Consider the following 22160-nt stretch of genomic DNA (forward strand, 5'->3'; position numbering starts at 1 on the left):
CGTAGGGGGGATGCCCCTGCCTCCCGCGGGACGGGCCGACGGCACCGGGAGTCCGTCGGCCCGAGCGTGTGACCGCGTCGCTCAGCGGTGGCTGACCTGGAGTTCCTTGACGCCGTTGATCCAGGCGGAGCGCAGCCGGCGCGGGTCGCCGGTGAGCCGGAGGTCGGGCATGGCGTCGGCGATGGCGTTGAAGATGAGGTCGATCTCCAGGACGGCCAGGGACTTGCCCAGGCAGTAGTGCGGGCCGCCTCCGCCGAAGCCGAGGTGCGGGTTGGGGTCGCGGGTGACGTCGAAGACGTCCGGATGGTCGAAGACGTCGGGGTCGTGGTTGGCGGAGGAGTAGAAGATGCCGACGCGGTCGCCCTTCTTGATCTGCTTGCCGCCGAGTTCGGTGTCCTGGGTGGCGGTGCGCTGGAAGGAGACGACGGGGGTGGCCCAGCGGACGATCTCCTCGGCGGCCGTGGCCGGGCGCTCCCTCTTGTACAGCTCCCACTGCTCGGGGTGGGTGAGGAAGGCGTGCATGCCGTGGGTGATGGCGTTGCGGGTGGTCTCGTTCCCGGCGACGGAGAGCATCAGCACGAAGAAGCCGAACTCGTCGGAGGCCAGGTTGCCCTCGTCCTCGGCGGCGACGAGCGTGGTGACGATGTCCTTGGCCGGGCACTGCTTGCGGTCGGCGGCCATGTTCATGGCGTAGGCGATGAGTTCGGTGGCCGACTCGGCGCCGACCTCCTCGGTGATGGCGTACTCCGGGTCGTCGTACGCGATCATCTTGTTGGACCAGTCGAAGATCTTGGCGCGGTCGTCCTGCGGGACGCCGATCAGCTCGGCTATCGCCTGGAGGGGCAGTTCGCAGGCGACCTGGGTGACGAAGTCGAAGGAACCGGAGTGGGCGCGGGCGGTCTCGACGATCACGCGGGCGCGGGTGCGCAGGGTGTCCTCCAGCGCGCGGATGGCGCGCGGGGTGAAGACGCGCTGCACGATCTGCCGGACGCGGGTGTGCTCGGGCGGGTCCATGTTGAGCAGGATGAGCCGCTGGGCGTCGATGGCGTCGCGCTCGATGTGCTCGTTGAACCGGATGATGGCCGTGTTGACGGTGGAGGAGAAGATCTCCGGGTGGGTGGAGACGTACTTGACGTCCGCGTGCCGGGTGACGGCCCAGTAGCCCTCGTCCTGGAAACCGGCGAGATTGGACGGCTGGGCCACCCAGTGGACCGGTTCGACACGGCGCAGTTCGGCGAACTCCGGCAGGGGCACACGGTCGCGCAGCAGATCGGGGTCGGTGAAGTCGAACCCGTCGGGGAGCGCTGGACAGGGCATCGGCAACTCACTCCAGCCATCTGACGGTCCATCAGGAATTGCCGTGAAGGTAGTAACGGGTTCCACAACTCGCAAGAGGCGCGGCATCCTCAATTGCGTGCGGGATTCGTGCAGATCGCGACTTCCGAGGCTGCACGACCCTTGCGGTTGTGGACGCGATGTCAGCAGACTGCACACAGAACTAGAACGCGTACTAGTTCTGCGTGGCGGGTGGGCCGGGACGCCCGCGCCGCGCGGGTAACGGAGGAGAGGACCCACCCCCAATGGCCGCCGAACCCGTGATCGTCGAAGCTGTACGCACCCCCATCGGCAAGCGCGGCGGCGCGCTCGCCAATCTGCACCCCGCCTATCTCCTGGGCGAGACCTACCGGGAGCTCCTGGGCCGCACCGGCATCCACGCCGACTGCGTCGAACAGATCGTCGGCGGCACGGTGACGCACGCCGGCGAACAGTCGATGAACCCCGCCCGCACGGCATGGCTGACGATGGGCCTGCCCTACGAGACGGCGGCGACAACGGTCGACTGCCAGTGCGGCTCCTCGCAGCAGGCCTCGCACATGGTCGCCAACATGGTCGCGGCGGGCGTCATCGACGTCGGCATCAGCTGCGGTGTCGAGGCGATGTCGCGGGTGCCGCTGGGCTCCGGCTCCAAGCACGGTCCGGGCAAGCCGTTCCCCGACGAGTGGAACGTGGACCTGCCCAACCAGTTCGAGGCGGCGGAGCGCATCGCCCGCCACCGCGGCCTGACCCGCGAGAACGTCGACTCGCTCGGCCTCATCTCGCAGGAGCGGGCGGCGATCGCCTGGTCCGAGGAGCGCTTCAAGCGTGAGACGTTCGCCGTCCAGGTGCCGACCACCGAGGAGGAGCAGCGGGCCGGACAGGGCATGTGGCGCCTCGTCGACCGGGACGAGGGACTGCGGGACACCTCCATGGACGCGCTGGCCCGTCTGAAGCCGGTGATGCCGACCGCGGTCCACACGGCGGGCAACTCCTCGCAGATCTCCGACGGCGCCTGCGCCATCCTGTGGGCGTCGAAGCGGATGGCGCGCGCGCTGAAGCTGAAGCCGCGGGCCCGGATCGTCGCCCAGGCGCTCGTGGGCTCCGACCCGCACTTCCACCTCGACGGCCCGATCGACGCGACGCGCGCGGTGCTGGGCAAGGCGGGGATGTCCCTGAAGGACATCGACCTCGTCGAGATCAACGAGGCCTTCGCGTCCGTGGTGCTGAGCTGGGCCCAGGTCTTCGAGCAGGACCTGGAGAAGGTCAACGTCAACGGCGGCGCGATCGCGCTGGGTCACCCGGTGGGGGCCACCGGGGCCCGTCTGATCACCACCGCGCTCCACGAACTGGAGCGCGCGGACAAGGAGTTCGCGCTGATCACGATGTGCGCCGGCGGCGGGCTGGCCACCGGGACGATCATCCAGCGGCTGTAGCCGCCCAGGCGACGAAGCCGGTGAACGCGGCGGGTCCGAAGGCGAGTGCCGGGCCCGCCGGGTTCTTCGAATCGCGTACGGCGACGGTGGCGTGGGGGGTCTCGGCGACCTCGACGCACTCGCCGCCCTGGTCGCCGCTGTACGAGGCCTTGCGCCAGGCGAGGGGGGCGGTGGGGGCGCATTCGACGCAGGAACCGCCGGTGTCACCGCTGTAGCTCGACTTGCGCCACCGCACGTCCGACGACCGCAAGTTGCTCTCCATAGCGTTCCTCCATCACGTGCCGGATCAGCATCGCCGAGTCTCTGACGGACAGGGCCGCAGCCTGCAAGTGATCGTAACGGAGCGTCCGCGACTCGACGGCGTCAGGATTTGCCGTCGGGTGCCCGGACTCATAGTCCTCGCTGTAGACGATGGTCGGATCGCTCTCGAAACGGAAGACGTCGAAGGATCCCATCAGGCCGGCATGGACACCTACTTTGAACGGCAGCACCTGAACGTTGACGCGCGGGTTCCGCTCGAAGGCCAACAATCGGTGCAGTTGGCCTCGGATGACCTCGGGACCGCCGATCTCCTGGTAAAGGACCGCCTCGCTGAACACCGCCCAGAGCACTGGCGGCTTCGCCCTCTGCAGAATGCGTTGGCGCGCCAAACAAGCCGCGGTTCGGTTGGCCAGGTCTGCGTCGTCCACTGCACAGAGCACGGCCCGCGCGTACGCCTCGGTCTGGAGCAGCCCGTGCACCAACTGAGGCTGGAACACCTGAATCTCCGTGGCCCGCACCTCCAACTCCGCCACTTGTTGGAACCACGCCGGAAGCTGACTCCGCAACACCAGCCCCACCAACCGCGACAACAACCCGCCCGTCCCCAGCGCCGCGTCCACCCGTTCGCTGAACTCGGGCGTGGGCAGTTTGCGGGCCGTCTCGATCTGGCCGACCAGCGAACCGGTGTAGTTGACGATGTCCCCGAGCTGCTTCTGCGTGAGCCCGGCGGCCTCGCGATGGCGGCGCAGTTCGAAGCCGTAGTAGTCGAGCGGCGAGGCACCCGGGTCGAGGGCGCTGATGTGGGTCACGCACGGCCCCTTCTCGTACGGCTCGGCCAACAGCGGTACCAGTTGCATCCGTTCGGTAGCCCAGAGTAGTCGTGCGAGGCCAGCCTCGAAGGGTGAACGAATACTTTCCCCCCACGCTGCTGGGCCCCCGTCCCGCCCAGTACCGCATCCGCCTCACCGCGGGCGAGCACTCGGCCCGGCACATCCGCCGGATCGCCCGCTCGTGCCTGGAGGAATGGGAACTGGCCGAGGCGGCGGACGCCGTGGAGCTGGCGCTCACCGAGCTGCTCGCCAACGTCGTACGCCATGTCCCCGACCGCCGTTGCGTGGTGGTGCTGCTGCGGCTGGCGGCGGGCGTGCGGGCGGAGGTCACCGACGGTCACCCGCAACTGCCCGCCGCCCGGACCGGGTTGCGGCCGGAGGCGGAGAACGGCCGCGGGCTCGTCCTGCTCGACGCGGTGGTCGACAAGTGGGGGGTGGATCCCGAGCCGGGCGGCGGCAAGACCGTGTGGTTCGAGTGCTCCGCCCCCTGAGCCGGGCACCCGGCCGCGGGGAACGGCTTCCCGTGCCGCCCCGATGAACGCGTCCGGCCCGTTTCGCGTCTTCCCACGTGGCACAGCACACCCACACCTTCGAAGACTTCGAACGGAAACGCCGAGCCGTGGTCCCTGCCGAACCGACCGCTCTGATCCCCGTCCGGCCGGACCGGGCGACCGGGCGCCGAGGACGGCCCGTCCGGGCGTTCGGGCGCCGCCACCGGGTGGCGTCGCTGGCCACCGTGCCCACGCTCCCGCTGTACGCGGTGTGGTGGGTGTTCCTCGCCACCGGCGGCGGCGATCTGGCGGCCCAGGAGGCCTGGGCCGGATTCGCCGCCCGGCACGGCGGATCGGCGTACAACCTGTTCTGGTACGGCGGGATGCACACCGCCGACTACAGCCTGATGTCCCCGTACTTGATGGCCGCGCTCGGTGTGCGCACGGTGACCGTGGCCTCCGGACTGGCCGCGTCCTGGCTGGCCGCCGTACTGATCGGACGCACGGGTGTCCGACGGCCGGCGGGCCCGGCCCTGCTCGCCTCGCTCGCGCTGTGGTGCAACGTCGCGTCGGGGCGGACGACCTTCGCCCTCGGCGTCGCCTTCGGGCTGGCGGCCTGCGTGCTGCTGACCGGCGAGCGGCGCGGGCCGCTCGCGGCCGGATACGCGGCTCTCGCGACGGCCGCGAGCCCGGTGGCCGGACTCTTCCTGGCGGTGCTGGGAGCCGCGTACCTCGCGGAACGCGACCGGGTGCGGGCCTGCGTCCTGCTGCTGCCGCCGTGCGCCGTGGTCGGGGCGACCACCGTGCTGTTCCCCTTCACCGGCGAGCAGTTGATGCCGCCGGCCCGCGTCTGGCCGCCCGTGCTCCTCGGGCTCACGGTGGCCGCGCTGGCCCCGCGCGGCTGGCGGGTGGCCCGGTGGAGCGGTGCCGTCTACGCGGCCGGCACCGTCCTCACATACCTGGTCGCCTCGCCCGTCGGCACGAACGTCGAGCGGTTCGCGGAACTGTTCGCGCCCGCCGTGCTGCTGGCCGCGCTGCTCGCCGTCTCCCGGCCGAAGAGACTGCGGCGCGGCGTGCTGGTCGTCGTGCTGGTGTGCTCCGTCGCCTGGGTCGGCAAGAAGACCGCCGACGACCTGGTGGTCTCGACGGCCGTCCCCGCCTGGGCCGCCGACACGCAGGGCGTGATCGGAGCGCTGGAGCGGCTGGGCGCCGACCGCGGCCGGGTCGAGGCGGTCCCGGCCCGCAACCACCGCGAGGCCACCGCGCTCGCCCCGCACGTGAACCTGGCGCGCGGCTGGAACCGCCAGCTGGACATGGAGCGTGGACGGCTCTTCTACGACGGCACCTTCTCCGAGGCGTCCTACCGGGCCTGGCTCGACCGGTGGGCGGTCGGCTACGTCGTGCTGTCCTCGGGCACGCCGGACGGGTACGCGCGGGACGAGGCGCGCCTGGTGCGTGAACGGCCCCCGTGGCTGGAGCCGGTGTGGAGCGACGCGCACTGGCGGGTGTTCCGGGTGCGCGACGCGGTGCCGCTGGTGTCGGCCCCCGCCTCGGTGCTGCGCAGCTCCGGCGCCGACGTAGAGATACGGATACCGAGGCCCGGCCCGGTCACGGTGCGGATCGCGTACTCGCCCTGGCTGCGCGCCGAGGGCGGCTGCCTGGCGCAGGAGGGCGAGTTCACGCGGCTGACGGTGTCCGAGCCGGGCGAGTACCGGATCAGCTCGGAGTACGGCCCGTCGCCAGGGCGGGCTCCTTCGTGCTGACCTCCACGGGCCTGCCCGGCGTCCGGGGCCGCGGCCCCTGGAGCAGGTAGGTCAGGCCGAAGCCCGCCGCGACGACGGCCGCGCCGCCCACCGCGTCCAGCACCCAGTGGTTGCCGGTCGCCACGATCGCGGAGACCGTGAAGAGCGGGTGCAGCAGACCCAGTGCCTTCATCCACCACTTGGGCGCCAGGATCGCGATGACGAGCCCGCACCACAGGGACCAGCCGAAGTGCAGCGAGGGCATCGCCGCGTACTGGTTGGTGAGCGCGGTCAGCGTGCCGTAGTCCGGCTGGGAGAAGTCCTGCACACCGTGCACCGTGTCGATGACGCCGAGGCCCGGCATCAGGCGCGGCGGGGCGAGCGGATAGAGCCAGAAGCCGACCAGGGCGAGCAGGGTGGCGAGGCCGAGCGCCGAGCGCGCCCAGCGGTAGTCGGCGGGCCGGCGGGCGTAGAGGACACCGAGGACGGTGAGCGGGACGACGAAGTGGAACGACTCGTAGTAGAAGTCGAAGAAGTCCCGCAGGAAGCCGACCTTGACCACCGCGTGGTTGGCCCAGTGCTCGATGTCGATGTGCAGGAACCGCTCGATGGCCAGTATCTGGTCGCCGTGGTGCTCCGCGGTGGCCCGGCCGCCCGAGTTGGTGCCGCCGGTCGCGGCGAGCCGGACCTGCTGGTAGGCGGAGTAGCCGACGCGGATCAGGAGCAGTTCGAGGAGCAGGTTCGGGCGGGTCAGGACCCGGCCGGGGAGCGGCAGCAGCGGCACCCGCCGGAAGCGGGTGGGCACGGGCCGCGCGTAGTCGGTGGGGACCGGTGCCCGGTAGTGCTCCGAGGTGCGCGACAGGAACGGCACGACGGTGGCCGCGGCGAGCGCGGCGAGCAGCACCACGTTGTCGCGCAGCGGGTAGAGCGACGTCATGTTCGGCAGCATCATCGTCGCAGGCAGCGTCATGACGAGGACGACGGCGACGGGCCACATGTAGCGGTCCGAGGTCTTCCTGCCGACCCGGCCGACCACCGCCGGCAGCACCCACAGCAGCTGGTGCTGCCAGCTGGTGGGCGACACGGCGACGGCGACGCAGCCGGTGACCGCCACGGCGAGCAGCAACTGGCCGTCCCGCGCGTAGCGCACGGCGCGGCGCAGTCCGAGGACGGCGACGGCCGCCCCGAAGAAGAGGAACAGCCCTATCTCCGGCGGGCCGGTCAGGCCGAGCCGCAGCAGCGCGCCGTGCAGGGACTGGTTGGCGAGGTCGTCCGCCTGGTCGCCGAGTCCGACGCCCGCGAAGTGGTGCACCCAGTACGTGTTCGAGTCGTGCGGCAGCGCCGCCCAGGCCAGCAGGGTGAGGCCCCCGAAGGTGAGCCCGGTGGACGCGGTGGCGCGGCGGCGGCCCGTGCACCAGAGCAGCGGTGCGAAGAGCAGGACCGTCGGCTGGAGGGCCGCGGCGAGACCGATCAGGGCTCCGGCGGCGCGCTCCCCGCGCACGGCGAAGCAGCCGAGCAGGACGAGCAGCACCGGGATGATGCTGGTCTGGCCGAGGTAGAGGGCGTTGCGGACGGGCAGCGACAGCATCAGCAGGCTGATCGCGACCGGCGCGGCAAGCAGCGAGGTGCGGCGGCTCACCGGCTGCGGCAGGGCGCGGGCGGCGACCAGGCCGAGCGCGACGACCAGCAGCAGCGTGCCGAAGGTCCAGCCCCAGCCGAGGGCCTGCTCGGCCGCGCGTGTGAGGGGTTTGAGGACGAGTCCGGCGAAGGGTGTGCCGGTGAACTGCGTCGAGTCGTACAAGGAGCCCTTCACGTGCAGGACGCCGTCGGGTCCGACCCAGGTCTCCAGGTCCGTCAGCCGGTCCGTGCTGGGGGCGCTGAGGACCGCGGCCACCTGCCGCACCGCGAGGACGGCGGCGATCAGCCACAGCCCGACACGGGCGGCGCGCAGTCTCTCTCCCGTCGTCCCGACGACTCCCGCCCCGAGGGCATTACCTGCTCGTCCGCCGCGCTCCGCGTTCCCCACGCCCCGTCGGCCCTCCCGCCCCATCCGTCCCGCGTGTGCCTGTGTGTCCCGTACATCTGTCCCTTTCGGGACCCTATGAGGCTCGCACTGCCCCCGTCGAGAGACGCAGGCAACCCCCGATTCACCTGACGGCCTCCCTCCTTATGTCCGGAAGACGACCGTGCGCGGGCGGTCCGGTTCCCTCCCCGGCCCGCGACAAAGCTCACAGGTGACGACCTCGAAAGCGCTTGTCGATCTCTTCGTCGCCCCTGCGTACGCGGCATTTGTGTGCACTGCGCGGCGGGCCGGCCACTCCACGTAATGGCACCGAGTGCCCCTATGGTCGCTTTTCGGCCTGCTTCCGGGTGGGCCAGGTCCGCCCCCGGGTGGCCGAGTCCCGCCGCCCGACGGGCCGCGGTCCGCCCCGTGCGGGCCGGGTCCGCCGGCGAGCGGGCCGGGTCCGCCTCCGGGTGGGCCCGGGTCCGCCACCGCGCGAACCGTGTCCCTGTCCCCGACGGAAGGAAGGCCCTTGCCGACCGCCACGCCCGTAGCCCCCACCGTCCCCGCGGCGCGCGCCGCCCGCTCCGCGCCCGCCGCTCCCCCGGAGATCACCGTCACCGACCCGGCGCTGGTCAAGCGCGCCGTGAAGGCGGCGGCGCTCGGCAACGCCATGGAGTGGTTCGACTTCGGTGTCTACAGCTACATCGCGGTGACCCTGGGCAAGGTCTTCTTCCCGTCCGGCAACCCGACCGCGCAGCTGCTGTCCACCTTCGGCGCCTTCGCCGCGGCCTTCCTCGTCCGCCCGCTCGGCGGCATGGTCTTCGGACCGCTCGGCGACCGCGTCGGACGCCAGAAGATCCTCGCGCTCACCATGATCATGATGGCGGCGGGCACGTTCGCGATCGGCCTGATCCCCTCCTACGCGACGATCGGCGTCGGCGCCCCGATCCTGCTGCTCGCCGCCCGCCTCGTCCAGGGCTTCTCCACCGGCGGCGAGTACGCGGGTGCCACGACGTTCATCGCCGAGTACGCGCCCGACAAGAAGCGCGGCTTCCTCGGCAGCTGGCTCGAGTTCGGCACGCTGGCCGGCTACATCGGCGGTGCGGGCCTGGTCACGCAGATGACCGCCCTGCTCTCCGACGACGCCCTGCTGTCCTGGGGCTGGCGTGTGCCGTTCCTGATCGCGGGCCCGATGGGCATCATCGGCCTCTACCTGCGGATGCGGCTGGAGGAGACCCCGGCGTTCGCCGCCGAGGTCGAGAAGACGGAGAAGTCGCGCCCCAAGGTGCGGCTGCGCGAGATGGTCGCCGGCCAGTGGTGTGCGCTGCTGCTGTGCATGGGCCTGGTCCTGGTCTTCAACGTCACCGACTACATGCTGCTGTCGTACATGCCGAGCTACCTGACCAGTGAGCTCAAGTACGACGAGACGCACGGTCTGCTCGTCGTCCTCGGTGTGATGGTGCTGATGATGGTCGTGCAGCCCTTCGCGGGCGCGCTGACCGACCGGATCGGCCGCCGCCCGTTGATCTTCGCGGGCTGTGCCGGGTTCCTGGCCCTGTCGGTCCCCGCACTGCTGCTGATCCGCCAGGGCAGCCTGCTCGCGGTCGCTCTCGGCATGGCCGCCCTCGGCCTGCTGCTGGTCTGCTTCACCGCGGCGATGCCCGCGGCGCTGCCCGCGCTCTTCCCGACGAAGGTCCGCTACGGCTCGCTGTCCATCGGCTTCAACATCTCCGTGTCGATGTTCGGCGGCACCACCCCGCTGGTGGTCACGGCACTCATCGGGGCGACCGGCAACATGATGATGCCCGCCTACTACATGATGGCCGCCGCCGTGATCGGAGGCGTCGCGGTCTGGTTCATGTCCGAGTCCGCCGGGCGTCCGCTGCCGGGTTCCGCGCCGTCCGTGGAGCCCGCCGACCGCTGACGCGGACGCGAAGCACGAACCGCCAGGCCGCCACGGGCGCCGGCGCCGGGTCACAGCCCGGCACCGGCGCCCGTCGCCGTGGAACCGTGGCCTCCGCGACGCCGTCTGAGTCCCTGTTCCGACGGCACGACGGAAGGACCACGGGGGACATGCGCGCGGGTCGGTCGAGTTTCGTACGGGGACGGCTGCTGGTCGTCGTCCTGGCCCTGTTGGGGCTCCAGCTGGGATCGCTGGTGGCACCGGCGTACGCCTGCGGGTGCGGCGCCATGGTGCCGGACGCGCAGCGGCACGTCACGGTGGACCGTGAGACGTCCGTCGTCCGCTTCGACGGCCGTCAGGAACAGATCGTGATGCGCCTGACGGTCACCGGAGACTCCCGCAAGGCCGCGTGGATCATGCCGGTCCCGCACCGGGCCACCGTGAAGCTGGGCGATAGCGAGCTGTTCGGCCTGCTCGACGACGTCGTCGCGCCCGAGCACCGCACACGCCACCACTTCTGGCCGGACTCCGGTGACTGGCCCTTCGCCGGTGACGAGGACACCGCCGACGCCCCCCGGGCCGGCGCGACGGCTCCCTCCGTGGATGTCGTCGGCCGCGAACGCCTGGGCCCCTTCGACGTGGCCCGCCTGACCGCCACCGACTCCGGCGCCCTCGGCGACTGGCTCGCCGAGAACGGCTTCTCGCTCCCCGCACGGCTCGACAAGGCGCTGCGGCCCTACGTCGACCAGGGCTGGGAGTACGTGGCGATCCGGCTCGCCCCCGAGCAGGACGACGCCCCCCTCGGCGGCGCCCTGGACCCGCTCCATCTCACCTTCGCCAGCGACGAACTGGTCTACCCGATGCGGCTGTCCCGGCTCGCCCGGACCCCGCAGTCCCTGGGCCTGTACGTCCTCGCCGAGCACCGCATGGAGCCGGGCTCGTCGATCGGCGGCGACGCGCCCCGGATCACGTACGCGGGCCGGATCTCCGCCCTTCCGGGCCCGCTGGCCGGGCTCACGGCCGACGGCACGGACTTCCTCACCGCCCTCGACCAGGAGTTCCCACAGCCCTCACGCATCTCCGGCGACCACCGGCTGCGGCGCACGACCACCGACGCGACGTACCGTCAGGTGATCTACAGCGACCGGCTGTTGATGGCGGGACCGGTCCCGGCCTGGCTGCTGACGGTCCTCGCGGTGCTCGCCGCCGCCCTGACGGTCCTCGCGCTGCGCGTACGGGCCCACCGGCGCCGCCCGGTGCTGCCGCCGCCCCCGGTGCACGCACCGCCGCCGATCGGCTGACGTCCGACGCGCCCCGCGGAAAACCGGCTGGCGAGTGCCCGGAGCCGCGACTACATTCACCACCACAACTAGTTAGGACATCTAACTAGACATACGAAAGGCATGGTGCATGAGCGAGTCGCAGCTCTGGAACGACGTCGACGACTATTTCGCCACCCTCCTCGCCCCCCACGACGACGCCCTCGCCGCAGCCCTGCGCGAGAGCGACGCGGCCGGCCTGCCCCGCATCAACGTCGCGCCGAACCAGGGCAAGCTGCTCCACCTCCTCGCCCAGCTCCAGGGCGCGCGCCGCGTCCTGGAGATCGGCACCCTCGGCGGCTACAGCACCATCTGGCTGGGCCGCGCCCTGCCCGCCGACGGCCGGCTGATCACCCTGGAGTACGACCCCGCGCACGCCGAGGTCGCCCGCCGCAACCTCGCCCGCGCCGGCCTCGACAAGATCGCCGAGGTGCGGGTGGGCGCCGCCCTGGAGTCCCTGCCGAAACTGGCCGACGAGCATCCGGAGCCGTTCGACCTCGTCTTCATCGACGCCGACAAGGTGAACAACCCGCACTACGTCGAGTGGGCCGTCATGCTCACCCGGCCCGGCAGCCTGATCGTCCTCGACAACGTCGTGCGCGGCGGCGCCGTCACGGACGCGGACAGCACCGACCCGAGTGTCCGCGGCACCCGTGCCGCGCTCGAACTGTTCGCCAAGCACCCGAAGTTGAGCGGCACGGCGATCCAGACCGTGGGCAGCAAGGGGTACGACGGGTTCGCGCTGGCCCGCGTGGTGGCCTGACGTCCCGGACGGCGGGGCCGCCGCCCGGGACCGGAAACCCCCTAGGGCTCGTGGTAGAAGCCCACGTTCACGGTGCGCGGGCCGCTGCGGTCCTGGATGACGAGTTCCCCGGAACCGCCCGCCGGCAGCTTCGCCGTCCCCCCGTACGGGAGGGCCTGCGCCTGCTGCCCGGCCAGCGTCAGCCGCACCTCGGCGGACGGCTCGGAGTGCGAGCCGCGCAGCCAGGTCACCTGCCAGGTGCCCTCCGGGCCGCACAGGAACTCCAGATGGACCCGGGAGACGAACAGCCAGTCGTCGGGGGTCGCGAGACGGCACACGGCCCGGTCCCGGCCCACCCGCAACACGGCTCCGGGGTCGCTCGGCGCGTCGGCCATCAGCATCCCGGCCGTCGCACCCGCGTCCGCCCCGGACACCGAGGCCATGGTGAGTTCGAGCACGCGCGCTCCTTCGTGTTGTGCCGGTCCCGTCGTTCGGGCACGGAGCGCCGTCGGCGCGCCGCCGCCGCATGATAATTCGACCGATCGCCCCGTGGTGGGGCCTCCGGCACAATGGACCCATGACCGAGCGAAAGCCCCCCGGTGTCAGCTTCGAGTCCTGGATCGACAGACAGATCCGCGAGGCGCAGGCGCGCGGCGAGTTCGCGGAACTCCCGGGCGCGGGAAAGCCGCTGCCGCACGGGAACGACACGTCGTACGACGAACTGTGGTGGATCAAGCAGAAGATGGCCCGCGAGGGGCTGTCCGTGCTGCCGCCCACCCTCGCCCTGCGCAAGGAGGCGGAGGACGCGCTCGCCGCGGCCGCCGCGGCACCCTCGGAACGCGTCGTGCGACGCATCGTCGAGGACATCAACGTCAAGATCCGTGACGTCATGTTCAAGCCCCCGCCGGGACCGCCCCTCGGCCTCAAGCCGTACGACGTGGAAGCGGTCGTGCGCGAGTGGCGCGAAGCCCGGAGGGAATGACCGGCCGCCCGGGTGTGACCCGGGCCGGCAGGGGCAACCGGGCTGCTGGGCTGCGGGAGTCCGAACGGGGCCGGGGGGGGGGCGCCCGGGGGGGGGGGCGGGGGGGGGGGGGGGGGCGGGGGGGGGGGGGGGGGGGGGGCGCCGGGGGGGGCCCCCCCCCCCGCCCGGGCCCCCCCCCCCCGGCCCCGTGGCACGACCGGTGTGACCGACCGTGCGGAACGTGCCCCGCACCGTTGCCGACGACGGTGCGGGACACGGCTCACAGGTGCAGGAGCCGCTCGGTGATCTCGCGGTAGTCCCGCAGCGCCAGACGCAGCTGTTCGGTGTCCGCGCCCGCCTCCTTGCCCTCGCCCTGCTGGAGGACCGTGCGCAGGGTGCGCCGACGCCGGGTCACGGCCTCCGTGAACGTCCCGGCCAGCTCCTCCAGCACGTGGTCGGCCTCCTCCACGGAGTCCCTCGGCCCGTCCACGAACCCGCCGAGCGCGTGCCGCAGACGCAGCGCGAACGTGTCGCTCTCGTCCTTCGCCAGCAGCGGGGTGTCCGGCCGTCCGGCGTCCTGCGCGGGCCGGCCGCCGTGGTCCCCGTCGGCACGCCCGCTCCCCGTGCCGCCCTCGGCGGCAGCCGTGACGCCCGTGGCGCCGGTGGCGGTCCGGACACGGTCGCCGAGACCCTCGCCGCGGCCGGCGCGTTCGGCTCCCGCGATGCGGTCAGCGGACTTCCCGGGGCGGTCACCGGGCTTCCCGCTGCCGTCCCGGCCGAGACCGTCGCCACGGCGGGCCGGGACGTCGGCACGCCCGCCGGCGCGGTCCTCGTCCGTACGGGTACCGACGTCGTCGCCCCGGCCGCGTCCGTCCGTGCCCGTGCGGCCCACGGCCGCCGGTCCGTCGCCCTCGCGGGGAGTCCCGGCCGTGTCGGTCCGGCCCGGTCGCTCCTGCCGTACCGCGCGGCCCTCGCCGCCGGTGGCGCGCACGCCCTCCCGGGGCGCGGTGACGGAGCCTTCCGGCTCCCCGGCGCGTGCCGCCGCGGCCTCCTCCGCCGCCGCCCGGAACGCCGGGTCCACCGGGCCCTTGCCGGTCGTACGCGACGGTGTCCGCTCCGGACCCTGGTCCGGTGCCTTGTCGTTCATCTTCGTCAACTCCCCTTCACCTGACGGCGGGTGAACGCCCAGGGCAGCGGGGAGCGGCTGCCGGAGACCGGCTTCCCGGAGTCGGCCTCCGGGGTCTGCGCCTCCTTCGTGCGATGCCGCGGATCGTCCTCCCGCGCCGGGGCCACCAGCTCCTCGAACAGGGCGCGGGCCTCGATCATGGCCTTGCGCATCTCCTCCGTGCCGGCGCCGTTCTCCGCCGCCCCGGCCTGGGCGACGCGGTGCACGCGCCGGTAGCCGTGGACGTGGTGCCCGTGGTGCACCGAGAGGGCGTCGACCTGCTCCTCGTACCGGCCGCCGTCGGGGAAGCCGCGCTCGCCCGCCACCTCGCCGAGCAGCCGGTCCGCCTCGGCCACGGCCTCTCGCGGGGAGTCGACGAAGCGTTCCTGGGCGGCCGTCCAGCGGTTCGCGTACTCCTCGCGGGCCGCGGCCTCCAACGGCTGCCTGCGCAGGGTCCCGTGCCGCTTCACCCGCTCGGCCAGGTCACGTTCGGCGGCCCGGGTGTCGCCGTCGTGCCGGGCGACGGTCCTCTCGTACTCGGGTCCGAAGCGCCGCCGCAGACTGCGCCCGCCCTGCGGCCTTTGAGAAAGAAGGGTCAGGGTGGCCGCAACGACGACAACGGCCACCACGATCACGATCAGAGCGATGATCACGCCTGTGGACATGGATGCCTTCCCGGGTTCTCGACCCAACGGGCCGGTTCGGGGACCGGGTTGCCCGGAAAGCGCTCCCCAAACGGTCCCCGCATCGCGCACGCCCGCCGGCCCGCCGTCCGCCGCCCGCGCCGCGGGGTCCGCCGAAATCCGCTTGCGGGCGGGGTGCCCCGCCTCCCCACAATGACCGGCATGACCGACGCCCCCGCCGACAACGCCGCCCGTACGACGGCCTCCTGGACCGTCGCTCCCGAGCCCTTCGACTCCCCCGCGGCGGCGGCGCTGTGGCGGGCGTACTACACGGAGGTCAGCGACCGCTGGTACCTGCTGCACGAGGGACGCACGACGGACCCGGGCGAGCTGGAGCGTGAGATCGCGGCACGCACCGGCGGCGAATTCGCCCCGCCCACCGGGGTGTTGCTCGTCGCGCGGTACGACGGCGAGCCCGCGGGCACGGCCGGTGTACGGATGCTCGACGCCGGCACGGGCGAACTGAGCCGTGTCTTCGTCCGCGCCGAACTGCGCGGCAGGGGCGGCGCTCCCGTGCTGCTCGCGGCGGCCGAGGAGGCGGCCCGCGGCCTCGGCGCCGAGCGGCTCGTCCTCGACACCCGCAGCGACCTCGTGGAGGCCCGCGCGCTGTACGCCCGGCACGGCTACCGGGAGACCGCGGCGCACAACGACGACATGTACGCCGAGCACTGGTTCAGGAAGGAACTGACGGACCGGCCGGCGAAGTAGGCCGCCCGCTCTCAGGTCGGCCTGGTCTGCGGGCCGGGCACCGAGCCGTCGTGCGGCCGTTCCGCGTCGGATCCGCACATCTCCGCGTTCAGCTCCTCGACCAGCCGGGCCAGGTCGGTCGGCCGGTCCGGTCCCCACCAGTCGCCGAGCAGCTCGGCGAGCGACTCCTCACGGGCCTTGGCCAGCCTCTCGGCGGCCTCCCGGCCCTCCTCGGTCAGCACCAGGTCGAGTCCCTCGCGCAGGGCGAGCCGGCGCTCCTCCACCTGCCGGGCAGCGGCCAGGACGACGTGCAACGGCACGGAACTGCGCTCGGCGAGATCCGCGGGCTCCGCCCACCCGTACTTCTTGATCCGCAGCAGCAGCCAGCTCGCCGCGGGCAGCAGGTCGTAGCCCGCCCGCGCGGTGATCTTCTCGTAGATCTCCCGCCGCCCCTCGCGGGTCCCGAGCACCGACAGCGCCCGGCACACCTCGTCGTACGACGATCGCTCCACCGGGTTGCTGGCGAGCGTCTCCGTGACGTCCGGCGCCGTCACCGAGCCCCGCAGCCTGTCCTCGCGCAGGAACCAGGCCAGTACGAAGCCGAGAAGGGCCACCGGGGCGGCGTACAGGAACACGTCCGTGATGGACGACGCGAACGCGTGCAGGACGGGCTGGCGCAGTGCGGACGGCAGCTCGGCGATGCCCTTCGGGTCGGCCTTGAGCGCGTCGGGCGTCAGGCCCGGGGGGAGCTCCTGCCCGGAGAGCGCGACGACGAGGTTGTCGCCGAGACGGTTCGCGAAGACCGTGCCGAAGATGGCGACGCCGAACGAGGCGCCGATGGAACGGAAGAACGTCGCGCCGGACGTGGCGACGCCGAGGTCCTCGTACGAGACCGCGTTCTGCACGATCAGCACCAGGACCTGCATGACCAGGCCGAGCCCCAGACCGAAGACGAAGAAGTACGCGCTCATCTCGCCGGTGCTGCTGTTCTCGTCCATCTGGTGGAGCAGCAGCAGGCCGATGGTGGTCACCGCCGTGCCCACCACCGGGAACACCTTCCAGCGGCCGGTGCGGCTGACCACCTGCCCGGAGAAGGTGGAGGACAGCAGCAGCCCGAACACCATCGGCAGCATGTGCACACCGGACCAGGTCGGCGAGACGCCCTGGACGACCTGGAGGAAGGTCGGCAGATAGGTCATCGCGCCGAACATCGCGAAGCCGACGATGAAGCTGATCACGGCGGACAGCGTGAAGGTGCGGATGCCGAACAGCTTCAGGGGGAGAACGGGCTCGGCCGCCCGCCGCTCCACGGCGACGAACAGGAAGGCCAGCGCCACCCCCAGCACCGCGAGCCCGATGATCTGTGGCGAGCTCCAGCTCCAGGTGGTGCCGCCGAGGGAGGCCACCAGCACCAGACAGGTGGCGACCGCGGCGATCAGGAACGTGCCGAGGTAGTCGATGACGTGCCGGGCCGACTTCGCCGGGATGTGCAGGACGACCGCGATCACGACGAGGGCGACGACGCCCACGGGCAGGTTGACGTAGAAGACCCAGCGCCAGCTGAGGTGTTCGGTGAGCAGCCCGCCGAGCAGCGGTCCGAGCACGCTGGTCGCGCCGAAGACCGCACCGAAGAGCCCCTGGTACTTGCCCCGTTCACGCGGCGGCACGAGGTCGCCGACGATCGCCATCGACAGGACCATCAGGCCGCCGCCGCCGAGTCCCTGGAGGGCGCGGAAGCCGATCAGCTCGCCCATGTTCTGCGCCATGCCGCACAGCGCGGATCCGATCAGGAAGATCACGATCGCCGTCTGGAACAGCTTCTTGCGGCCGTACTGGTCGCCGAGCTTGCCCCACAGCGGGGTCGCCGCGGTCGACGCGAGCAGGTAGGCGGTCACCACCCAGGACAGGTGCTCCAGGCCGCCGAGGTCGCTGACGATGGTGGGCAGCGCCGTCGACACGATCGTCTGGTCCAGCGCGGCGAGCAGCATGCCGAGCAGCAGCGCGCCGATCGAGACGAGGACGCTGCCGTGCACGTGGTCGCGTGCGTCGAGCGCGGCGGCGGTGCGCCGCCGCACGGCCGATTCGTTGACGGCCGTCACCCCGCCCGGTCCTGTCGGCCCGTCCGGCCCGGTGGGCGTGTCCGCGCCGCCCGGCGCGTCCGGCGCGTCCGGCCCGCCCGGTATGTCCGCGCCGTGCGCATCCCCGGTCATTCGACCTCCCTGAGCCCCGAGGGTCCCGGTCAACCCCCATCCTGGTCGGTGTGACCCGTTATGGCCTGTCGAGTCATCCGGAAGCAGGCATTCCGGGGGGCTCCTTGAAGATTCCGTGAGGGACATCCGGATAATCTCTGGAGCTTCAGGGGGAGGGACCCACGCGTGACTGATCCGAACGGGCATGTCTGCCCCGAGTGCGAGACGCCCAGGTCGCCGGACGGCACCCCGTCGTGCGCCTGCGCACGACGGGCGTCCGACGCGCTCCGCGACGCCCGCACGGCCGAAGCCGCCGCGGCGGGGGACTTCGACCCCCTGCGCATACGTCCGTACGTGGAACTGGGCGCGGCAGGCGCCGGTGACACTCCGGAGACTCCGGACACCGCGGTGCCCGCGGCGGGCGCCTCCTCCGGCGACGGCGCGCCCTCCGGTGGCGCCGGCCCTGCCGCGACGGCAGGAGCGGCGGGCACCGACGGGGACCCGTCGGCCACCGTGCGGCTGAAGGCGGTGCCGCCGGACGCGACCATGCGGCTCGCGGCGCTGCCGTCCGAGCCGCGCGCCGCCGACGTACGCCTCTTCCAGGACCAGGAGCGAGGGTCCGGGCAGGGCCGGGGACGGCACCGGGAGGCCGGCCGGCCGACCGCCTCGGACGGGCCGCCCCGACGTCGTCGCCGTACCGCGGTCCTGGTCGCCGCGGCGGCCACCGTGACCGTGGCGGCAGCGGCCGGGTTCGCGAGCGGGCTGTTCTCGTACGACACCCCCGCTCGGGACGCGGCGCTGCCGGAGGACGTGCGGGCGAGCGTGCCGGACTCGTCCTCCGAGGCGGCCTCGGTGTCCCCCTCGGCGAGCGCGTCGGCCGCGACGCGGGCACCGAGCGCGTCGGCCTCCGCGTCACCGAGCACGAGCCCGTCGCCCTCGGCGTCGGAGTCGGCGCCGGAAGCGAGCGCGTCGCCGAGCCCGTCCCGGTCGACGGCCGGCCCCACGCAGTCGTCCGGCACGGCGGGCACCACCGCCTCGGCGCAGCCGCCGAGCGACACGTCCGAAGGGATCGGCGCCACGACCCTGCGGCGCGGCGACCGGGGCCCCGAGGTCACCGAACTCCAGCTGCGCCTGCGCCAGCTCGGGCTCTACCAGGGCGGCCCGGACGGCAGGTTCGGCAGACACGTCGAGGACGCCGTACGCCGCTACCAGTGGGCGCGGGGCATCTCCGGCGACGAGATGGGCGTCTACGGGCGGTTCACCCGGGCGAGCCTGGAGTCGGAGACGACGGAACCGTGAGCGCCCGCCGAGGCCGGCGCGGCGCCGGGATCCCCGGACGCGTCGCACCTCCGGGGACGGCCCTCCCGGCAGGTCCTCGACCGAACCGAACCGAGCACTGCAGGGGTCGGGTTCGGCCGGAACGAAGGGGCGCCACCGCGACCTGAAGGGGACCGGCCGGGCCGCGCCCGAGCGGGCACGGAGCGGTCGGCCGTCGGCCCGAGCGGGCACGGAGCGGTCGGCCGTCGGCCCGAGCGGGCACGGGACACGGTCGGCCCTCGGTCCTTAGACAGGCGCGGGGCACGGTCGATCGTCGGCCCGAGCGGGCACGGGGCACGGTCGGCCCTCGGTCCTTAGACAGGCGCGGGGCACGGTCGATCGTCGGCCCGAGCGGGCGCGGGGCACGGTCGATCGTCGGCCCGAGCGGGCACGGGGCACGGTCGGCCCTCGGGATCCACGCGGCGACCCGCGTGGGCGGGACTCAGCCGAAGTGGAGACGGAGGGCGCCGCCCTCCGCGGGCACGACGCGGACCTGCGTCAGGTCGGCGACGAGGACGTCCGGGCCGTGGAGTCCGGCCCGGGGACCGATCCCCACCACCGTCATCCCCGCGGCCCTGCCCGCCTCGATCCCCGCCCCCGAGTCCTCGAAGACGACACAGTCCTCGGGAGCGACACCCAGCTCAGCCGCCCCCTTGAGGAACCCCTCGGGATCGGGCTTGCTCGCCCCGACGGACTCGGCGGTGATCCGCACGTCGGGCAGTTCCAGCCCGGCGGCGGCCATCCGCGCGGTGGACAGCGCCACGTCCGCCGAGGTGACGAGTGCGTGCGGCAGCCCCGCGAGGGAGGCCAGGAAGTCGTGGGCGCCCGCGATCGCGACGACGCCGTCCATGTCGGCGGTCTCCTCGGCGAGCATGCGCGCGTTGTCCGCGTGGTTCTGCTCCATGGGCCGGTCGGGCAGCAGCATCGCCATCGAGGCATGACCCTGCCGGCCGTGGACGACCTTCATGACCTCGTCGCCGTCCAGGCCGTGACGGTCGGCCCAGCGGCGCCAGCAGCGTTCGACCACGGCGTCGGAGTTGACGAGAGTGCCGTCCATGTCGAGGAGGAGGGCGCGGGCGGTCAGAACGGTGGGGGCCGTCGTCATCGGCAATGCTCCAAGGCGCGGGAAAGGGGCACGGGGGTGCCCCTGGGAACAAGGCGGCCCCGTCCGCCGGTCAGGGAGGTGCGGACGGGAGCCACTTTGTTCTCTTACGATACAAAACAAGAGGGGTGCTGCGCCACCGGGCCTGACCTGCGGCTCGTCACTCCCGCGACAAGCGGCCACCCGGACGACACCGCCGGGACACCGACGCGACACCCTCCGGCCGCCCGGCCCGGCGCCGCCGCGCGGCCCGGCCGCGCGGCGGGACGTCAGCCCGTGACCGCCTCGTACAGGCTCCAGACACCCAGTCCGAGCATCAGCATGGCCGCCACCTTGGTGATCAGCTCCAGCGGCACCCGCTTCATCAGGGCCTTGCCGCCGACGATGCCGAGACCCGCGACCGCCCACAGGGCGAGGACCGCACCGAGACCGACGGAGAGCGGGTCGTCGTAGCGGGCGGCGAGGTTCGCCGTCATGATCTGGGTCAGGTCACCGAACTCGGCGATGAGGATGAGCATGAAACCCGCGCCGGAGACCTTCCAGAAGCTCTGGTTCTCGGGCTTGCGGATCTCCTCCTCGTCCTCGTCCTTCTTCATGAGCAGGACCGCGGCACCACCGAGGAAGAGCACGCCGGTGAGCGCGTGCACGATCTGCTGCGGCAGCAGGGTCAGGACACTGCCCGCCGCGACGGCGAGCGCGACGTGCAGGGCGAACGCGGCGGCGACACCGGCGAAGACGTACGAGGCGCGGTAGCGGGTGCCGAGGACGAGCCCGGCGAGCGCGGTCTTGTCCGGCAGCTCGGCAAGGAAGACGACACCGAAGACGAGCGCCATCACGCTGATGCTGATCAAAATTCCTCAATCGGTCGGGCTGCCCCACCGAGAGTGCTGTTGCTGCGCTGCGACACCTCGGCACGGCAGCACACGGCGGCGCCCACGCCGGGAGGCGCGGGCAGGAGCACCCACGCCCAAGGACACGGCACGGGCGGTGCACTGCTTGCCGAAGGTCTCGCTGGCCGGCCTCGTGGACGAGGCCTGCCTCCGGGCGCCGGCTCAGACGAGCTGAGCAGTATGTCGACGGTCCGGCGAAGAGCTACTCCCCTTCTGCGCCGCCCATGCTACGCGACGCCGACCCGGCCCCGACAGGGACTTTGGTCACATCGGGCGCAACGCGACATAAGGGCCCGCCGGCGACGTGGGGACCTCGCGGAGATCCCGCCACAGACCTTGTCGTGTCATGTGCACGTCACTAGCTTCTAACCCGAGCCACACCCTCCGGAAATACGCCGCCGCAAGCATGTGCTCGCTCACCCCCAACGGCCCCCGACTCCAAGGGAGTTCGCATGCCAAAGGTCTACGCGCGTCGACGACTGAGCATACTCGCAGCCGTCACGGGCCTGATAGCCATGGCCGGGATTTTCAACGGCCCGACCGCCTCCGCCGCACTGCCGACCCCGGTCAGCGCCGCCACCGCCCGCACCTACCTCGCCTCGCTGAAGGTGGCGACGGAGAACCGCACGGGCTACGACCGTGATCTGTTCCCCACGTGGATCACCATCAGCGGCACCTGCAACACCCGTGAGTACATCCTCAAGCGCGACGGCACGAACGTCGTCACCGACTCCGCGTGCGCGGCCACCAGCGGCACCTGGCGCTCGGCCTACGACGGCGCCACCTGGACCGCCGCCTCCGACCTGGACATCGACCACCTCGTGCCGCTGGCCGAGGCCTGGGACTCCGGCGCCGGCGCCTGGACCACCGCACAGCGCCAGGCGTTCGCCAACGACGTGACCCGCCCCCAGCTCATCGCGGTCACCGACAACGTGAACCAGCAGAAGAGCGACCAGGACCCGGCCGAGTGGATGCCCCCGCTCAGCTCGTACGCCTGCACCTACGTCCGCGCTTGGGTCCAGGTGAAGTACTACTACAACCTCTCGGTCGACTCCGCCGAGAAGTCCAAGCTCAGCTCGGTGCTCAGCGGCTGCTGAACCCGGCCGGTCCCGTCCCGCGCGCC

20 protein-coding genes are annotated in these 22160 nt (G+C 72.4%); 10 read left to right on the forward strand and 10 right to left on the reverse strand.

Going from position 1 to position 22160, the window contains the following annotated elements; genetic code table 11:
- Positions 1-81: 81 nt before the first annotated feature.
- Positions 82-1317: a cytochrome P450 gene (locus ACZ4IF_RS01995; RefSeq protein ID WP_467558694.1), complete on the reverse strand. Its 1236-nt coding sequence runs from the start codon at positions 1315-1317 to the stop codon at positions 82-84.
- Between the two features lie 263 nt (positions 1318-1580).
- Here ACZ4IF_RS01995 and ACZ4IF_RS02000 point away from each other — a divergent pair, with 263 nt between their 5' ends.
- Positions 1581-2750, forward strand: coding sequence for a steroid 3-ketoacyl-CoA thiolase (locus tag ACZ4IF_RS02000; RefSeq protein WP_359490882.1), 1170 nt, complete (start codon positions 1581-1583; stop codon positions 2748-2750).
- Here the strand turns inward: ACZ4IF_RS02000 and ACZ4IF_RS02005 are convergent.
- Positions 2734-3012 carry a DUF397 domain-containing protein gene (locus ACZ4IF_RS02005; protein WP_467558697.1) on the reverse strand — a complete coding sequence of 93 codons (279 nt, stop codon included), beginning with the start codon at positions 3010-3012 and terminating at the stop codon, positions 2734-2736. The genes ACZ4IF_RS02000 and ACZ4IF_RS02005 overlap by 17 nt on opposite strands.
- The gene (locus tag ACZ4IF_RS02010) at positions 2954-3820 is read right to left on the reverse strand and encodes a helix-turn-helix domain-containing protein (RefSeq protein ID WP_467558699.1); all 867 of its coding nucleotides are present in this window, start codon (positions 3818-3820) and stop codon (positions 2954-2956) included. The genes ACZ4IF_RS02005 and ACZ4IF_RS02010 overlap by 59 nt, the downstream gene beginning before the upstream one ends.
- A gap of 92 nt (positions 3821-3912) precedes the next feature.
- Here ACZ4IF_RS02010 and ACZ4IF_RS02015 point away from each other — a divergent pair, with 92 nt between their 5' ends.
- Both ACZ4IF_RS02015 and ACZ4IF_RS02020 read left to right on the forward strand, forming a co-directional pair.
- On the forward strand, positions 3913-4332 hold the full coding sequence (locus ACZ4IF_RS02015) for an ATP-binding protein (RefSeq protein WP_345642891.1): 420 nt from the start codon (positions 3913-3915) through the stop codon (positions 4330-4332).
- A gap of 152 nt (positions 4333-4484) precedes the next feature.
- Positions 4485-6095 carry a hypothetical protein gene (locus ACZ4IF_RS02020; protein WP_467559923.1) on the forward strand — a complete coding sequence of 537 codons (1611 nt, stop codon included), beginning with the start codon at positions 4485-4487 and terminating at the stop codon, positions 6093-6095.
- Here ACZ4IF_RS02020 and ACZ4IF_RS02025 read toward each other — a convergent pair.
- A complete protein-coding gene (locus ACZ4IF_RS02025) occupies positions 6049-8100 on the reverse strand; it encodes a bifunctional glycosyltransferase 87/phosphatase PAP2 family protein (protein WP_467558701.1) in 2052 nt (683 codons plus the stop codon). The two genes, ACZ4IF_RS02020 and ACZ4IF_RS02025, sit on opposite strands and share 47 nt — an antisense overlap.
- A gap of 508 nt (positions 8101-8608) precedes the next feature.
- Between ACZ4IF_RS02025 and proP the strand changes: the two genes are divergently transcribed.
- The 3 genes from proP to ACZ4IF_RS02040 all read left to right on the forward strand — a co-directional run bounded on the left by proP (position 8609) and on the right by ACZ4IF_RS02040 (position 12064).
- Complete coding sequence (gene proP, locus ACZ4IF_RS02030) at positions 8609-10003, forward strand: glycine betaine/L-proline transporter ProP (RefSeq protein ID WP_467558703.1); 1395 nt, start codon at positions 8609-8611, stop codon at positions 10001-10003.
- A 149-nt stretch (positions 10004-10152) separates the two neighbouring features.
- A complete protein-coding gene (locus ACZ4IF_RS02035) occupies positions 10153-11283 on the forward strand; it encodes a DUF2330 domain-containing protein (protein WP_467558705.1) in 1131 nt (376 codons plus the stop codon).
- Positions 11284-11392: 109 nt separating this feature from the next.
- A complete protein-coding gene (locus ACZ4IF_RS02040; RefSeq protein WP_467558707.1) occupies positions 11393-12064 on the forward strand; it encodes an O-methyltransferase in 672 nt (223 codons plus the stop codon).
- 41 nt (positions 12065-12105) lie between these two features.
- On the opposite strand, the gene ACZ4IF_RS02045 is transcribed toward ACZ4IF_RS02040, so the two are convergent.
- Entirely contained in the window at positions 12106-12501 is a 396-nt protein-coding gene (locus ACZ4IF_RS02045) for a hypothetical protein (RefSeq protein ID WP_467558709.1), read from the reverse strand.
- A gap of 119 nt (positions 12502-12620) precedes the next feature.
- Here ACZ4IF_RS02045 and ACZ4IF_RS02050 point away from each other — a divergent pair, with 119 nt between their 5' ends.
- Positions 12621-13025, forward strand: a complete 405-nt coding sequence (locus tag ACZ4IF_RS02050) for a DnaJ family domain-containing protein (RefSeq protein ID WP_467558711.1) — start codon at positions 12621-12623, stop codon at positions 13023-13025.
- Positions 13026-13284: 259 nt separating this feature from the next.
- Here the strand turns inward: ACZ4IF_RS02050 and ACZ4IF_RS02055 are convergent, their stop codons facing one another.
- Positions 13285-14151, reverse strand: a complete 867-nt coding sequence (locus ACZ4IF_RS02055; protein WP_467558713.1) for a hypothetical protein — start codon at positions 14149-14151, stop codon at positions 13285-13287.
- A gap of 5 nt (positions 14152-14156) precedes the next feature.
- Entirely contained in the window at positions 14157-14834 is a 678-nt protein-coding gene (locus ACZ4IF_RS02060; RefSeq protein ID WP_467558715.1) for a hypothetical protein, read from the reverse strand.
- Positions 14835-15014: 180 nt separating this feature from the next.
- Between ACZ4IF_RS02060 and ACZ4IF_RS02065 the strand changes: the two genes are divergently transcribed.
- Positions 15015-15560 (forward strand): GNAT family N-acetyltransferase, encoded by a 546-nt coding sequence (locus ACZ4IF_RS02065; RefSeq protein ID WP_467558717.1) that lies wholly within the window; start codon positions 15015-15017, stop codon positions 15558-15560.
- A gap of 11 nt (positions 15561-15571) precedes the next feature.
- Here the strand turns inward: ACZ4IF_RS02065 and ACZ4IF_RS02070 are convergent, their stop codons facing one another.
- Positions 15572-17749, reverse strand: a complete 2178-nt coding sequence (locus tag ACZ4IF_RS02070; protein ID WP_467558719.1) for an MDR family MFS transporter — start codon at positions 17747-17749, stop codon at positions 15572-15574.
- Positions 17750-17914: 165 nt separating this feature from the next.
- Between ACZ4IF_RS02070 and ACZ4IF_RS02075 the strand changes: the two genes are divergently transcribed.
- Positions 17915-19027 (forward strand): peptidoglycan-binding domain-containing protein, encoded by a 1113-nt coding sequence (locus ACZ4IF_RS02075; protein ID WP_467558721.1) that lies wholly within the window; start codon positions 17915-17917, stop codon positions 19025-19027.
- Between the two features lie 460 nt (positions 19028-19487).
- Here ACZ4IF_RS02075 and ACZ4IF_RS02080 read toward each other — a convergent pair whose 3' ends face one another.
- Together ACZ4IF_RS02080 and ACZ4IF_RS02085 are read right to left on the reverse strand one after the other, a co-directional pair.
- Positions 19488-20150 (reverse strand): HAD family hydrolase, encoded by a 663-nt coding sequence (locus tag ACZ4IF_RS02080; RefSeq protein ID WP_467558723.1) that lies wholly within the window; start codon positions 20148-20150, stop codon positions 19488-19490.
- Between the two features lie 266 nt (positions 20151-20416).
- Positions 20417-20998, reverse strand: a complete 582-nt coding sequence (locus ACZ4IF_RS02085; protein ID WP_467558725.1) for a TMEM165/GDT1 family protein — start codon at positions 20996-20998, stop codon at positions 20417-20419.
- Positions 20999-21489: 491 nt separating this feature from the next.
- Here ACZ4IF_RS02085 and ACZ4IF_RS02090 point away from each other — a divergent pair, with 491 nt between their 5' ends.
- The gene (locus ACZ4IF_RS02090) at positions 21490-22134 is read left to right on the forward strand and encodes an HNH endonuclease family protein (RefSeq protein WP_359490912.1); all 645 of its coding nucleotides are present in this window, start codon (positions 21490-21492) and stop codon (positions 22132-22134) included.
- Positions 22135-22160 lie beyond the last annotated feature (26 nt).

Source organism: Streptomyces sp. NPDC025784 (assembly GCF_055558435.1).

What these genes read in the sequence shown, in the direction of transcription:
- ACZ4IF_RS01995 (WP_467558694.1), bottom strand. Translation starts at nt 1,317, where the DNA reads ATGCCCTGTCCAGCGCTCCCCGACGGGTTCGACTTCACCGACCCCGAT.
- ACZ4IF_RS02000 (WP_359490882.1), top strand. Translation starts at nt 1,581, where the DNA reads ATGGCCGCCGAACCCGTGATCGTCGAAGCTGTACGCACCCCCATCGGC.
- ACZ4IF_RS02005 (WP_467558697.1), bottom strand. Translation starts at nt 3,012, where the DNA reads ATGGAGAGCAACTTGCGGTCGTCGGACGTGCGGTGGCGCAAGTCGAGC.
- ACZ4IF_RS02035 (WP_467558705.1), top strand. Translation starts at nt 10,153, where the DNA reads ATGCGCGCGGGTCGGTCGAGTTTCGTACGGGGACGGCTGCTGGTCGTC.
- ACZ4IF_RS02040 (WP_467558707.1), top strand. Translation starts at nt 11,393, where the DNA reads ATGAGCGAGTCGCAGCTCTGGAACGACGTCGACGACTATTTCGCCACC.
- ACZ4IF_RS02050 (WP_467558711.1), top strand. Translation starts at nt 12,621, where the DNA reads ATGACCGAGCGAAAGCCCCCCGGTGTCAGCTTCGAGTCCTGGATCGAC.
- ACZ4IF_RS02055 (WP_467558713.1), bottom strand. Translation starts at nt 14,151, where the DNA reads ATGAACGACAAGGCACCGGACCAGGGTCCGGAGCGGACACCGTCGCGT.
- ACZ4IF_RS02060 (WP_467558715.1), bottom strand. Translation starts at nt 14,834, where the DNA reads ATGTCCACAGGCGTGATCATCGCTCTGATCGTGATCGTGGTGGCCGTT.
- ACZ4IF_RS02065 (WP_467558717.1), top strand. Translation starts at nt 15,015, where the DNA reads ATGACCGACGCCCCCGCCGACAACGCCGCCCGTACGACGGCCTCCTGG.
- ACZ4IF_RS02070 (WP_467558719.1), bottom strand. Translation starts at nt 17,749, where the DNA reads ATGACCGGGGATGCGCACGGCGCGGACATACCGGGCGGGCCGGACGCG.
- ACZ4IF_RS02080 (WP_467558723.1), bottom strand. Translation starts at nt 20,150, where the DNA reads ATGACGACGGCCCCCACCGTTCTGACCGCCCGCGCCCTCCTCCTCGAC.
- ACZ4IF_RS02090 (WP_359490912.1), top strand. Translation starts at nt 21,490, where the DNA reads ATGCCAAAGGTCTACGCGCGTCGACGACTGAGCATACTCGCAGCCGTC.